We start from the raw sequence: 12656 nt of genomic DNA, 5'->3' as shown, positions 1-12656 counted from the left end.
TCGGGTTTCTCTGGTTTCGGGGAATCGTGACACGGAGCGTGGCGCTGGGGAAAAACAGACCCTAGCCTGAGGTTCAGGCCGCATCAACAGCGCGGCCTGGTGGGGGGTGTGGCGATGGCGGTCAAGACCGGACAGCAGAAGTCGGCGCTCATTGAAGGCTTGCGGACGGACCTGGTGCACGAGTGCCAGGCCGTCACCATGTACCTCACGTACGCGGCGGGGGTGAAGGGCATCCACCGCAACCACCTGGCGGAGTTCTTCGAGGAGGAGATCGCGGACGAGCTGAAGCACGCCAAGTACCTGGCGCGCAAGATCGTCGCGCTGGGGGGCGACCCGCGGGTGAGCGTGCCCGACGTGCCCCAGGCCAACAGCGCACGGGAGATGGTCGAGAACGTGCTGCAGGCCGAGGAGGAGACGATCCAGCGCTACGTCGAACGCATCAAGCAAGCCGAGGCCCTCGGGGATTACGGGCTCTCGAACGACCTCCAGGACTTCGTCAGCGACGAGACCCGACACAAGGAGGAGGCCGAACTCCTTCTGGCCGGAAACTGGACGGCTTAAAAGGGGCAGGGCTCGGGGTCCAGGGGCCCGCCCGAACCCACCACCACCGCCGCCTCGCGCGGCACGAGGCGCACCCGCGCGCCGAGCTCGAAGCGTTTCGTGTAATCGGTCTGCACGAGGTAGACCGCATCCCCAAGGCGCACCCGGTAGGTGAGGTCGTGCCCCTTGAACTCCCGCGCGATCACCTCGCCGCTCACCTCCCCGTTGGCGGGCACGAGCTCGAGGTGCTCGGGGCGCAGGGAGAGGAGCACCTGGCCGCGGCAGGCGCGGTCGAGCTCGAGCCGACCCAGGGGGCTTACGGCGTAGCGCCCCTCGGCCTGGGCGGGGATCAGGTTGGTGCGCCCGAGGAACTGCGCGACGAACGGGGTGCGCGGCCGGTGGTAGACCTCCTCGGGGGTGCCGATCTGCTCGATGCGGCCCGAGCGCATCACCGCGAGGCGATCCGCGAAAGAAAGGGCCTCCTCCTGATCGTGCGTGACGAGCACCGCGCTGGTGCCGGAGGCCTTCAGGATGGCCCGGACCTCCTCGCGGGTCGTGCTGCGGAGGGCCACGTCCAGGTTGGAGAAGGGCTCGTCCAGGAGGATGAGCCGCGGCGCGGGGGCCAGGGTACGCGCGAGCGCCACCCGCTGCTGCTGTCCGCCGGAGAGCTCGTGGGGCATGCGGTCCTTAAAGAGCGTGACCCCCACGAGGTCAAGCACCTCCAACGCGCGGGCTTTGCGTTCGCGCGGGGGGAGGTGCGCGAGGCCGAACATCACGTTGCCGAGCACCGAAAGGTGCGGGAAGAGGGCGTAGTCCTGGAAGACGAACCCGATGCCGCGGCGCTCGGGGGGCACGTGGGTGTGGGGGCCGGTGAGGAGGTGGCCTTGGAGGCGCACCTCGCCGGAGTCGGCGCGCTCGAACCCCGCGATGAGGCGCAGGGTCGTGGTCTTCCCGCACCCGGAGGGACCCAGGAGGGCAAGGATCTCGCCGGGCGCGACGGTGAACTCGAGCCCCTCCACCACGGGGGGCAGCCCCGGCCCGAAGCGTTTGGTGAGGTTCGTGACTTGCAGCAAGGGTGTTATGCGGACCTCCGTTCCTGCGCGAGCAGGAGCCCCACGAAACCGGCGGAGGCCAGGAGGATCACGAGCGCGTACGGCGCGGCCTCAGCGAACATGGCCTCCGTGGTGTAGCCCCAGACGTTCGTCGCGAGCGTCTCGAACCCGATCGGCGCGAGCAGGAAGGTGAGCGGGAGCTCCTTCATCGCGGAGAGGAAGACGAACGCGGTGCTGGCCAAAAGCCCGCCGCGCAGCACGGGGAAGGTGACCTTCCAGAACGCCCAGAAGGGGGTGTACCCTAGGCTGTACGCGGCCTCCTCGACGCGAGGGGAGGCTTGGTAGAGGGCGCTGCGCACCGGGCCGATGGCCTCCGCCAGGAAGTGCAGGGTGTAGGCGTAGACGAGCAGGGCGAGCGTCTGGTATAGGAACGGGACGAGGTTCAGCGAGAAGAAGATGAGCGCGAGGGCGAAGGCGAGGGGAGGTGTGGCGTACCCGATGTAGGCCACGCGCTCCAGGAAGCGTGAGAGGCGCGAAGGGTAGCGCACGCTCAGGTACGCGATGGGCAGGACCAGCATGGGGGCAAGGAAAGCGGCCGGCGCGGAGGCCAAAATGGAGTTGGTGAGGGCCTCGCCCAGGTCGGTCAGCACGCCGGGGTTGGAGGTTCGGGTCATCCAGTACCCAATCGCGAGGACCGGAGCCCCGACGGCCAGGAGCGGCAACCCCAGGGCAAAACCGTAGGCCAGGGGGCGCCACGCACCCAGCGGGGTGGGGGCGGCGCGTTTCTTCACGCCGGTACCGATGCGGTCGAGGCGCACCCTATGCAGGAGGCGCGCCTCGAGGTAGAGCAGTCCGCCGGTCAGGGTCAGGAGCATGAGGGCAAGCCACGCGGCGTACTCCCGGTCGTAGGCGGCGGAGTACTGCAGGTAGATGGCGTAACTGAAGGTCTCGAAGCGCATCAGGCTGACCACGCCGAAATCTCCGAGGACGTGCAACCCCACCAGAAGGCCCCCGGCGTAGAACGCGGGGCGGAGCTGGGGCAGGACGACGCGGAGGAAGACCTGGTGGGGCCGGTACCCGAGGGATCGGGCGGCCTCCTCGAGGGTGGGGTCTAAGCCGAGAAGGGCGGCCCTCAGGTTCAGGAACATGTAGGGGAAGGTGTAGATGGTGAGGGCGATGAGGGCGCCGGCGTACCCGTTCAGGCGCGGGAGGGTCACGCCGAAAAGCTGCGCCGCCGCGCCGTAGGGCCCGCCCAGGGCGAGGAGGGCGTAGGCCATGACGTACCCCGGGATGGCTAGGGGCAGCACGCCGAGGAGGGTGAACGCCCGCTTGAAGCGCAGGTCGCTGCGGGTGGTGAGCCAGGCGAGCGGGAGGGCGAGGAGGACGTCCAAGGCGAGGACGCCCGCGGCGAGGAGGAGGGTGTTTTGAAGGAGGCGGAGGTTGCGGGGGCGCAGGACGAGCTTGGCGAGCTCCTCGGCCTCCACGCCTAAGGCCCGGAGCAGCAAGTACCCGAGCAGCAACAACACCCCCACCCCGGCCGCCACGGCCGGGGCGAGGAAGTACCAAGGAGCCCTTCGTGCTCGATGGAGAAGGATATTGTCCTCCTTTGGGGGTTAGAGGAGCCCCACCTCCCGCAACAGCTCGAGCGTGCCCTTGAGGTCGTCGAGGTCGTCCAGGTCGATCTGGGGCGTGAGCTCGAGGAGTTCTTCGAAGGCCACCGGCAGGTTGGGGTTGGGGATGACCTCGTCCGTGACCGGGTACTCGAAGACGTCGCTGACGAAGTACTGCTGGCCTTTTTCGGAGAGGAGGTACTTCACGAAGGCGAGGGCTTCTTTGGGGTGCTTGGCGGACTTGAGGATGCCCACGCCGGCGACGTTCACCAGGTTGCCCGCGTCACCCGGCTGGAAGAAGGTTTGCGCGACGGGGAACTTGGAGTCGGCCTTCTTGAAGCGCAGCAGGTAGTAGTGGTTGGGCAGGCCGAGGTCGATCTCGCCCGCGGCGATGGCTTCGATGATCGGGGTGTTCTTGGGGTAGGCTTTGGTGCCGTTCGCCTTCATATCGAGGAGCCACTGCTTGGTGGTCTCCTCCCCGTAGAGGACGCGCATCGCGGTGACGAAGGCCTGGAAGGAGGCGTTGGTGGGTGCCCACCCCACGCGTCCGGCCCACTTGGGGTCGGTCAGGTCGAAGATGCTCTTGGGGAGCTCTTCGGGCTTGACGCGCTCGGGGGAGTAGGCGAGGGTGCGGGCCCGGCCGGTGATGGCGACCCAGAGGCCGTTCTCGTTCCGGAACTGTTCGGGGACACGCGCCACCACGGACTCGGGGAGCTTCACGAACAGGTCGGCCTTGGCCACCGCGCCGAGGGCGCCCGCGTCCTGCGCCCAGAACAGGTCCGCGGGGCTGCGGATGCCTTCCTCGAGGAGAAGGACGGCGAGTTCGGCGGTTTTGCCGTACTTGACTCTGACGTTGATGCCGGTTTCCCGCTCGAACTGCTGAATGATCGGCTCGACCAGGCTTTTACTACGCCCCGAGTAGATCACGAGCTCTTGGGCGGCCGCAGTGCCGAGAGCGGAGAGGGCGAGCAGAGCGCTTAGGGAGTGTACCAGAACCCTTTTCATAAGGACGCAACCTCCGATGAGTTTTGGGCGGACCCAGCGGTCAGTCACCCAGAAAGCAGTCTAGGGGATCGTGGGAATAATGTCAAGTAAACCGCTCGGAATTATTGGATTTGAGAATAGGAACCATTTGCATTACGTCTTGCATTACGTCTTGCATTACGTCCATTACGTCCTTTCCTCGAGCACCACCCGCTGCACCCAGCGCCCCCAAGCCACGATATCCCCCAATTCCGGCGTCGCCGCCGCCAACGGGCCGAGCACCAGAAAAGGCACCGGGTTCGTGGTGTGCGCGGTATGCCAAGGCTCCTCCGCGTTGCCGTGATCGGAGATCAGCACCAGACTGCTCTTGGGCCGCGCCCGCCGAAACGCCTCGAGGAACCGATCCAACCGCTCGAGGTGTCCCCGAATAGCAGCGGGGTCCCGGTGCCCCGCTAGGTCCAGCGCCCAGTGCTCGAGGATCACCAGGTCGTAGCGTTCGCTCAGCGCGGCGAACCGCAGGGCGGCAGCCTCCGGGTCTGGAAGCATCGGGTGGACGGCCTCCGGGTGCTCCAGGGGCAGGAGGGGCAGCCCCGCGGCCCGCGCCGCGTACCCGAAAGCCGAGAGGGGCACGTGGCGGACGCGCTTTTCGAGGAGCTCGAGGTAGCGCGACCGGTACCCGTTCGCGTGGTGCACGCGCAGCCCCCGCCGCACGGCCCGCACCTGCAGGCTTTCCTCGGCGAGAAGGGCCCGTAGGGTGGGGCCGGGGAACGGTCCGTGGTGGTACCCGAGAAGCCGCGCCGCGTTCCTTCCGGTGAGGAGGCTGGTTTGGCCGGTGGCCGACTGGGGGAGGCCCTCCAGCCCCAGTCGCGCGTCGAGTAGCTGGTAACACACGCCATCCTCCCGGCGGGGCTCGGGGGGAAGGGAGGCCACGTGGCGTAGGGGGCTTTCGGGGTGGGCGGAGACGCCCAGGCCGTCCACAAAGAGTAGGGCGAGCACGGTCCCAGTGTATACCCGGTGAAACTCCGCTGCGGCGCGGGGAACGGGGCTTGCGGCACACGGGTAAAAGCGTGTATACTGCGCAAGTTGAGGGACCCCTGGGGCCAGCCCCTGGTCCCGGGCCGAGCCGCCTCCCGGCCGGTTTGACCGGCGATTTGGAGGCGGTTACAATCGGGACTCGGCCCCGCCCGGGTTCCAGAGGTTCTTGAGAGACGGGGGCAACACCAGCCCGAGTGGGCTGAGCCAGGAAGGGAGTGATTGCACTGCCGACGATCAATCAGCTTCTCCGCAAAGGCCGCAAGGCCACCAAGAAAAAGAGCAAGGTTCCCGCGTTGAAGGGAAGCCCATTCCGCCGTGGCGTGTGCACCGTGGTGCGTACGGTCACGCCGAAGAAGCCGAACTCGGCGCTGCGCAAGGTGGCGAAGGTGCGCCTTACCAGCGGGTACGAGGTGACGGCGTACATTCCTGGCGAAGGGCACAACCTGCAGGAACACTCGGTGGTCTTGATCCGCGGGGGCCGTGTGAAGGACCTGCCCGGCGTGCGGTACCACATCGTGCGTGGGGTCTACGACACCCAGGGGGTCAAGGACCGGAAGAAGAGCCGCTCCAAGTACGGGACCAAGCGGCCGAAGAAGTAAGTGAGGGTGCAGCATGGCACGGAGAAGAAGAGCAGAGATCCGTCAACTCCAGCCTGACCTGGTCTACGGCGACGTCGTCGTCACGGCCTTCATCAACAAGATCATGCGGGACGGCAAGAAGAACCTGGCCGCGCGCATCTTCTATGATGCCTGCAGACTCATCCAGGAAAAGACCGGCCAGGAGCCCCTCAAGGTCTTCAAGCAGGCCGTGGAGAACGTCAAGCCGCGGCTGGAGGTGCGCAGCCGGCGCGTCGGCGGTGCGAACTACCAGGTGCCGGTCGAGGTCTCGCCGCGCCGGCAGCAGTCCCTCGCCCTGCGCTGGCTGGTCCAGGCGGCCAACGCCCGCCCCGAACGGACCGCGGTCGAGCGCGTGGCGAACGAGCTGCTCGAGGCGGCCGAAGGCAAGGGCGGCGCGGTGAAGAAGCGTGAGGACGTCGAGCGCATGGCCGAAGCGAACCGGGCCTACGCGCACTACCGGTGGTAAGTATGGCGGTTAAGACGGAGTTTAACCTTAAAAAGACCCGTAACATCGGGATCGCCGCGCACATCGACGCCGGTAAGACCACGACGACCGAGCGTATCCTTTACTACACCGGCCGCATCCACAAGATCGGCGAGGTGCACGAAGGCGCGGCCACGATGGACTGGATGGAGCAGGAGCGGGAGCGCGGGATCACCATCACCTCCGCGGTCACCACCTGCTTCTGGAAGGACCACCGCATCAACATCATCGACACCCCCGGCCACGTGGACTTCACCATCGAGGTGGAGCGCTCCATGCGCGTGCTGGACGGGGCGGTCGCGGTCTTCGACGCCTCGCAGGGCGTGGAGCCGCAGTCCGAGACCGTCTGGCGTCAGGCCGAGAAGTACCGGGTGCCGCGCATTGCTTTCGCCAACAAGATGGACAAGACCGGCGCGGACATCATGCTGGTGATCAACAGCATGATCGAGCGCCTTGGCGCGCGGCCGGTGCTGATGCAGCTCCCGATCGGTCGGGAGGACACCTTCAGCGGGATCATCGACCTCGTGCGGATGCGGGCCTACACCTACGGGAACGACCTCGGCACCGACATCCGGGAGGTGGAGATCCCCGCCGAGTACCAGGACCAGGCCGCCGAATGGCGCGAGAAGCTGGTTGAAGCCGCGGCCGACTTCGATGAAGAACTCATGATGAAGTACCTCGAAGGTGAGGAGATCACCGAAGAGGAGCTCAAGGCCGCGATCCGCAAAGGCACCCTTTCCCTGGAGATCACCCCCGTCTTCCTCGGTTCCGCGTTGAAAAACAAGGGCGTTCAGCTCCTCCTCGACGCGGTGGTGGACTACCTGCCCTCGCCGCTGGACGTGCCCCCGATCAAGGGCACAACCCCGGACGGGGAGGAGATCACCCGTTCCCCCGACTTCGACGGCCCGCTGGCCGCCCTCGCCTTCAAGATCATGGCGGACCCCTACGTCGGCCGGCTGACCTTCATCCGCGTCTACTCCGGCCGGATCACCGCGGGCTCGTACGTCTATAACAGCACCAAGGGCAAGAAAGAGCGCGTTGGCCGCCTCCTGCGGATGCACGCCAACCACCGCGAGGAGGTGGAGGAACTCAAGGCCGGGGACCTCGGGGCCGTCGTGGGCCTCAAGGACACGATCACCGGCGACACCCTCGTCGGGGAAAACGACGAGCCGATCGTCCTCGAGTCCATCGACATCCCCGAACCGGTGATCGACGTCGCGATCGAGCCCAAGACCAAGGCGGACCAGGAGAAGCTCACCATGGCGCTCGCGCGCCTCGCGGAGGAGGACCCGACCTTCCGCGTCTCGACCGACCCCGAGTCCGGCCAGACGATCATCTCGGGGATGGGTGAGCTGCACCTCGAGATCATCGTGGACCGCCTCAAGCGCGAGTTCAAGGTCGACGCGAACGTCGGCAAGCCGCAGGTGGCCTACCGCGAGACGATCACCACCCCGGTCGACGTCGAGGGCAAGTTCATCCGCCAGACCGGTGGGCGCGGCCAGTACGGCCACGTCAAGATCAAAGCGGAGCCGTTGCCGCGCGGTGGCGGGTTCGAGTTCGTGAACGCCATCGTGGGCGGCGTGGTGCCCAAGGAGTACATCCCCGCGGTGCAGAAGGGCATCGAGGAGGCCATGCAGTCCGGGCCCCTCATCGGCTTCCCCGTGGTGGACATCAAGGTCACCCTGTACGACGGGTCCTACCACGAGGTGGACTCCTCGGAGATGGCCTTCAAGATCGCGGGTTCGATGGCGATCAAGGAGGCTGTGCAAAAGGGCAACCCGGTGATCCTCGAGCCCGTCATGCGGGTCGAGGTGACCACGCCCGAGGAGTACGTGGGGGATGTGATCGGCGACCTGAACTCGCGCCGGGGGCACATCCTGGGGATGGAGCCGCGCGGCAACGCGACCGTGGTGCGCGCGAACGTTCCGCTCGCGGAGATGTTCGGGTACGCCACGGACCTGCGCTCCAAGACCCAGGGGCGGGCTTCCTTCGTGATGTTCTTCGATCACTACGCCGAGGTTCCGAAGCAGATCCAGGAGAAGCTGATCAAGGAATGACGTGCGTGGGGCGGGGGAGGGCGCGCCTTCCCCGCCCCGTGTTGTCTGAAGGAGGACGGTTACGATGGCCAAGGGTGTGTTTGAGCGGACGAAGCCTCACGTGAACGTGGGGACGATTGGGCACGTGGACCACGGGAAGACGACGCTGACGGCGGCGATCACGTTTGCTGCTGCGGCGATGGACCCGTCGGTGGAGGTGCAGGACTACGACCAGATTGACAAGGCGCCGGAGGAGCGTGCGCGGGGGATTACGATCAACACGGCGCACGTGGAGTACAACACGGAGAAGCGGCACTATTCGCACGTGGATTGTCCCGGGCACGCGGATTATGTGAAGAACATGATCACGGGTGCGGCGCAGATGGACGGGGCGATTTTGGTGGTGTCGGCGGCGGACGGGCCGATGCCGCAGACGCGGGAGCACATTTTGCTGGCGCGTCAGGTGGGCGTGCCGTACATTGTGGTGTTTTTGAACAAGGTGGACATGGTGGACGACGAGGAGCTCCTGGAGCTGGTGGAGATGGAGGTTCGGGAGCTGTTGAGCCAGTACGAGTTTCCCGGGGATGAGGTGCCGGTGATCCGTGGTTCGGCGCTGAAGGCGCTGGAGGCGCTGCACGCGAACCCGAAGACGCAGCGGGGCGAGAACGAGTGGGTGGACAAGATTTGGGAGTTGCTGGACGCGATTGACGAGTACATTCCGACGCCGGAGCGGGATGTGGACAAGCCGTTCCTGATGCCGATTGAGGACGTGTTTACGATCACGGGTCGGGGGACGGTTGCGACGGGGCGCATTGAGCGCGGGAAGATCACGGTTGGCGAGGAAGTGGAGATTGTGGGTTTGGGGGAGACGCGCCGGACGGTGGTGACGGGTTTGGAGATGCACCGGAAGACGCTGTCGGAGGGTCTTGCGGGGGACAACGTTGGGGCGTTGCTGCGCGGTGTGGGGCGTGACGAGGTGGAGCGAGGCCAGGTGTTGGCGAAGCCGGGATCGATCACGCCGCACACGAAGTTTGAGGCGCAGGTGTACGTGTTGAAGAAGGAGGAGGGGGGCCGGCACACGGGGTTTTTTTCTGGGTACCGGCCGCAGTTTTACTTTCGGACGACGGACGTGACGGGTGTGGTGACGCTGCCCGAGGGCGTGGAGATGGTGATGCCCGGGGATAACGTGACGTTCACGGTGGAGCTGATCAAGCCGATTGCGTGCGAGGAGGGGCTGCGGTTTGCGATTCGCGAGGGCGGCCGTACCGTGGGCGCGGGTGTCGTCACCAAGATCCTGGAGTGAGGTGAGGGATGCCGAAGATTCGCATCAAGCTCAGGGGATTCGATCACAAGAGCTTGGACGCCTCGGCGCAGAAGATCGTGGAGACCGTGCGGCGTAGCGGCGCGCAGGTGTCGGGGCCGGTCCCTCTGCCGACCCGGGTGCGTCGTTTCACCGTGCTTCGCGGGCCCTTTAAGCACAAGGACTCCCGCGAGCACTTCGAGATCCGCACCCACAACCGCCTGGTGGACATCCTCAACCCCAACAAGAAGACCATCGAAAGCCTGATGACCCTGGACCTCCCCACCGGCGTGGAGATCGAGATCAAGACCATCGGAGGTGGGCGGTGAAAGGCATCCTCGGCGCCAAGATCGGCATGACCCAGATCTGGAAGGATGACCGGGCCATCCCGGTCACGGTCATCCTCGCGGGCCCCTGCCCCGTGGTGCAGCGCCGCACCGTGGAAAAAGACGGGTACGAAGCGGTGCAGCTCGGCTTCCTCCCTCAAAAACCCCAGCGGGTCAACAAACCCATGAAGGGGCACTTCGAAAAAGCCGGGGTCGAGCCGGTGCGGTACCTGCGTGAGATCCGCGGCTTCAACCCCGAGGGGGACGTGGTCACGGTTTCGATCTTCCAGCCCGGTGAACGGGTGGACGTGACCGGAATCTCCAAGGGGCGGGGCTTTACCGGCGTGATGAAGCGCTGGGGCTTCGCCGGCGGTCCGGACTCCCACGGCGCCCACCGCATCCACCGCCACCCCGGCTCCATCGGGCAGCGCAAGACCCCCGGCCGCGTCTACAAGGGCAAGAAGATGGCGGGCCGCTACGGGGCCGAGCGGGTGACCGTGCAGAACCTCGAGGTGGTGGACGTGATCGCCGAGGAGAACCTCATCCTCGTGAAAGGCGCCGTTCCTGGGCCGAACGGTGGCCTGGTCATCCTGCGTGAATCCGTGAAGGGGGCTAAGTGATGTACACGCTTCCCGTGATCTCGAAATCGGGCAAGAAGGAGGTGCAGGTCAACCTCCCCGAGGAGATCAACCCGCACGTCCTCTACGAGGTGGTGCGGTGGCAGCTTGCCAAGCGCCGCCGGGGGACCGCCTCGACCAAGACCCGGGGCGAGGTGGCCTACTCGAGCCGCAAGCTCTACCCGCAAAAACACACCGGTCGTGCGCGTCACGGCGACCGCGGGGCGCCGATCTTCGTGGGGGGCGGCACGGTCTTCGGGCCCAAGCCGCGCGACTACAGCTACACCCTCCCCAAGAAGGTGCGTAAGCTGGGGCTCGCGATGGCCATCGCCGACCGGGCCAAGGAGGAGAAGCTCCTCGTGGTCGAGGCCTTCGAGGGCGTGAACGGCAAGACCAAGGAGTTCCTGGCTTGGGCGAAGGCGAACGGGTTGGACGGTAGCGAGACGGTGCTGGTCGTGACCGAGAACGAGCTCGTGCGCCGCGCGGCGCGCAACCTCCCTTGGGCCAGCGTCCTCGAGCCGGAGGGCCTGAACGTCTACGACATCCTGCGCCACGAGCGCTTGCTGCTCGACGAGGCGGCCTTGAAGCTGGCCCTCGAGCGCATCGGCGCTGGAGGTGAAGCATGAAGACCCCGTTCGACGTGATCCTGGCCCCGGTGCTTTCCGAGAAGGCTTACGCGCAGTACGCTGCGGGGAAGTACACCTTCTGGGTGCACCCCGACGCGAACCGGACCGAGGTCAAGAACGCGGTTGAGAAGGCGTTCAACGTCAAGGTGGTCAAGGTCAACATCGCGAACGTCCGGGGGAAGAAGAAGCGCCTGGGCCGGTTCCTCGGCAAGCGGCCGGACCGCAAGAAAGCCATCGTGACCGTGGCCGAGGGCCAGAAGATCGAGGCCCTGGAAGGCCTGATCTAGAGGTGAATCATGGGTGTGAAGAAGTTCCGTCCGTACACCCCCTCCCGCCGCTTCATGACCGTCGCGGACTTCTCCGAGATCACGAAGAAGCGCCCGGAGAAGTCCCTGACCGAACCCCTGAAGAAGACGGGTGGGCGCAACAACCAGGGGCGCATCACCGCGCGTTTCCGTGGGGGTGGGCACAAGCGGCTGTACCGCATCATCGACTTCCGCCGCCGGGATAAGGCCGGCATTCCCGCCAAGGTGGCCGCGATCGAGTACGACCCGAACCGTTCGGCCCGCATCGCGCTGTTGCACTACGTGGACGGCGAGAAGCGGTACATCATCGCGCCGGACGGGCTCAAGCCGGGTATGAAGGTCGTGGCCGGTCCGGAGGCTCCCATCCAGGTGGGGAACGCGCTGCCGTTGCGGTTCATCCCCGTGGGTACCGTGATCCACGCGGTGGAGCTCGAGCCGGGCAAGGGGGCGCAGATCGCGCGCTCGGCGGGGACCAGCGCGCAGATCCAGGGGCGCGAGGGGGATTACGTGATCCTTCGCCTGCCCTCGGGGGAGCTGCGCAAGATCCACGCGGAGTGCTACGCCACCGTGGGTACCGTGGGGAACGCGGACCACAAGAACATCGTGCTGGGCAAGGCGGGCCGCAGCCGTTGGTTGGGCCGCAAGCCGCACGTGCGGGGTGCCGCGATGAACCCGGTGGATCACCCGCACGGTGGTGGTGAGGGCCGGGCGCCGCGCGGTCGTCCTCCGGCCTCGCCTTGGGGGTGGCAGACCAAGGGGCGCAAGACCCGTAAGAAGAAGAAGCCCTCCAACCGGTTCATCATTAGCCGGCGGAAGTCGTGAGAGGTGAAGTATGCCGCGCAGCTTGAAAAAAGGTGTCTTCATTGACGACCACCTCCTGGAGAAGGTCGAGGCTTTGAACGCGAAGGGCGAGAAGCGGGTCATCAAGACCTGGAGCCGCCGCTCCACCATCGTTCCGGAGATGGTTGGGCACACCATCGCCGTGTATAACGGCAAGCAGCACGTGCCGGTCTACATCACCGAGAACATGGTGGGCCACAAGCTGGGCGAGTTCGCGCCGACCCGCACCTACCGGGGCCACGGCAAGGACGCCAAGGCCACGAAGAAGAAGTAAGGAGGCGACT

General features: G+C 66.2%; 15 protein-coding genes. 11 read left to right on the top strand and 4 right to left on the bottom strand.

All coding sequences use genetic code 11. From position 1 onward, the window contains the following. Positions 1-114: 114 nt before the first annotated feature. Positions 115-561, top strand: a complete 447-nt coding sequence (locus tag MARKY_RS08730) for a ferritin-like domain-containing protein (RefSeq protein WP_013704517.1) — start codon at positions 115-117, stop codon at positions 559-561. Here the strand turns inward: MARKY_RS08730 and MARKY_RS08725 are convergent. The 4 genes from MARKY_RS08725 to MARKY_RS12220 all read right to left on the bottom strand — a co-directional run bounded on the left by MARKY_RS08725 (position 558) and on the right by MARKY_RS12220 (position 5182). Next, entirely contained in the window at positions 558-1613 is a 1056-nt protein-coding gene (locus MARKY_RS08725; protein WP_013704516.1) for an ABC transporter ATP-binding protein, read from the bottom strand. The two genes, MARKY_RS08730 and MARKY_RS08725, sit on opposite strands and share 4 nt — an antisense overlap. Positions 1614-1618: 5 nt before the next feature. Then, entirely contained in the window at positions 1619-3136 is a 1518-nt protein-coding gene (locus tag MARKY_RS08720; RefSeq protein ID WP_245526775.1) for an ABC transporter permease, read from the bottom strand. A gap of 69 nt (positions 3137-3205) precedes the next feature. After that, positions 3206-4207 carry an iron ABC transporter substrate-binding protein gene (locus MARKY_RS08715; protein WP_013704514.1) on the bottom strand — a complete coding sequence of 334 codons (1002 nt, stop codon included), beginning with the start codon at positions 4205-4207 and terminating at the stop codon, positions 3206-3208. Positions 4208-4372: 165 nt separating this feature from the next. Then, positions 4373-5182 carry an alkaline phosphatase family protein gene (locus MARKY_RS12220; RefSeq protein ID WP_013704513.1) on the bottom strand — a complete coding sequence of 270 codons (810 nt, stop codon included), beginning with the start codon at positions 5180-5182 and terminating at the stop codon, positions 4373-4375. 254 nt (positions 5183-5436) lie between these two features. Between MARKY_RS12220 and rpsL the strand changes: the two genes are divergently transcribed. From rpsL to rpsS, 10 genes are all read left to right on the top strand, one after another. Then, on the top strand, positions 5437-5820 hold the full coding sequence (gene rpsL, locus MARKY_RS08705; RefSeq protein ID WP_013704512.1) for a 30S ribosomal protein S12: 384 nt from the start codon (positions 5437-5439) through the stop codon (positions 5818-5820). A gap of 13 nt (positions 5821-5833) precedes the next feature. Next, positions 5834-6304, top strand: coding sequence for a 30S ribosomal protein S7 (rpsG, locus tag MARKY_RS08700; protein WP_013704511.1), 471 nt, complete (start codon positions 5834-5836; stop codon positions 6302-6304). A gap of 2 nt (positions 6305-6306) precedes the next feature. Then, positions 6307-8379 carry an elongation factor G gene (gene fusA / locus MARKY_RS08695; protein ID WP_013704510.1) on the top strand — a complete coding sequence of 691 codons (2073 nt, stop codon included), beginning with the start codon at positions 6307-6309 and terminating at the stop codon, positions 8377-8379. A 64-nt stretch (positions 8380-8443) separates the two neighbouring features. Further along, positions 8444-9661 (top strand): elongation factor Tu, encoded by a 1218-nt coding sequence (tuf, locus tag MARKY_RS08690; protein ID WP_013703243.1) that lies wholly within the window; start codon positions 8444-8446, stop codon positions 9659-9661. Positions 9662-9669: 8 nt separating this feature from the next. Further along, on the top strand, positions 9670-9987 hold the full coding sequence (gene rpsJ / locus MARKY_RS08685) for a 30S ribosomal protein S10 (RefSeq protein ID WP_013704509.1): 318 nt from the start codon (positions 9670-9672) through the stop codon (positions 9985-9987). Next, a complete protein-coding gene (gene rplC, locus MARKY_RS08680) occupies positions 9984-10604 on the top strand; it encodes a 50S ribosomal protein L3 (protein ID WP_013704508.1) in 621 nt (206 codons plus the stop codon). Before rpsJ ends, rplC begins: the two co-directional genes overlap by 4 nt. Next, entirely contained in the window at positions 10604-11227 is a 624-nt protein-coding gene (gene rplD, locus MARKY_RS08675) for a 50S ribosomal protein L4 (protein WP_013704507.1), read from the top strand. Before rplC ends, rplD begins: the two co-directional genes overlap by 1 nt. Next, complete coding sequence (locus MARKY_RS08670; RefSeq protein ID WP_013704506.1) at positions 11224-11514, top strand: 50S ribosomal protein L23; 291 nt, start codon at positions 11224-11226, stop codon at positions 11512-11514. The genes rplD and MARKY_RS08670 overlap by 4 nt, the downstream gene beginning before the upstream one ends. A 9-nt stretch (positions 11515-11523) precedes the next feature. Beyond that, entirely contained in the window at positions 11524-12354 is an 831-nt protein-coding gene (rplB, locus tag MARKY_RS08665; protein ID WP_013704505.1) for a 50S ribosomal protein L2, read from the top strand. 10 nt (positions 12355-12364) lie between these two features. Beyond that, positions 12365-12646 carry a 30S ribosomal protein S19 gene (gene rpsS, locus MARKY_RS08660; protein WP_013704504.1) on the top strand — a complete coding sequence of 94 codons (282 nt, stop codon included), beginning with the start codon at positions 12365-12367 and terminating at the stop codon, positions 12644-12646. The last annotated feature ends 10 nt before the right edge of the window (positions 12647-12656 follow it).

The organism is Marinithermus hydrothermalis DSM 14884 (genome assembly GCF_000195335.1).
Classification (GTDB): Bacteria; Deinococcota; Deinococci; order Deinococcales; family Marinithermaceae; genus Marinithermus; species Marinithermus hydrothermalis.
This window is presented reverse-complemented; position numbering and strand designations above follow the sequence as displayed.

Coding starts and splice junctions, on each gene's coding strand:
- rpsJ (WP_013704509.1), top strand. CDS start 9,670: ATGCCGAAGATTCGCATCAAGCTCAGGGGATTCGATCACAAGAGCTTG.
- fusA (WP_013704510.1), top strand. CDS start 6,307: ATGGCGGTTAAGACGGAGTTTAACCTTAAAAAGACCCGTAACATCGGG.
- MARKY_RS08715 (WP_013704514.1), bottom strand. CDS start 4,207: ATGAAAAGGGTTCTGGTACACTCCCTAAGCGCTCTGCTCGCCCTCTCC.
- MARKY_RS08730 (WP_013704517.1), top strand. CDS start 115: ATGGCGGTCAAGACCGGACAGCAGAAGTCGGCGCTCATTGAAGGCTTG.
- MARKY_RS08670 (WP_013704506.1), top strand. CDS start 11,224: ATGAAGACCCCGTTCGACGTGATCCTGGCCCCGGTGCTTTCCGAGAAG.
- rplB (WP_013704505.1), top strand. CDS start 11,524: ATGGGTGTGAAGAAGTTCCGTCCGTACACCCCCTCCCGCCGCTTCATG.
- rplD (WP_013704507.1), top strand. CDS start 10,604: ATGTACACGCTTCCCGTGATCTCGAAATCGGGCAAGAAGGAGGTGCAG.
- rpsS (WP_013704504.1), top strand. CDS start 12,365: ATGCCGCGCAGCTTGAAAAAAGGTGTCTTCATTGACGACCACCTCCTG.
- rpsG (WP_013704511.1), top strand. CDS start 5,834: ATGGCACGGAGAAGAAGAGCAGAGATCCGTCAACTCCAGCCTGACCTG.
- tuf (WP_013703243.1), top strand. CDS start 8,444: ATGGCCAAGGGTGTGTTTGAGCGGACGAAGCCTCACGTGAACGTGGGG.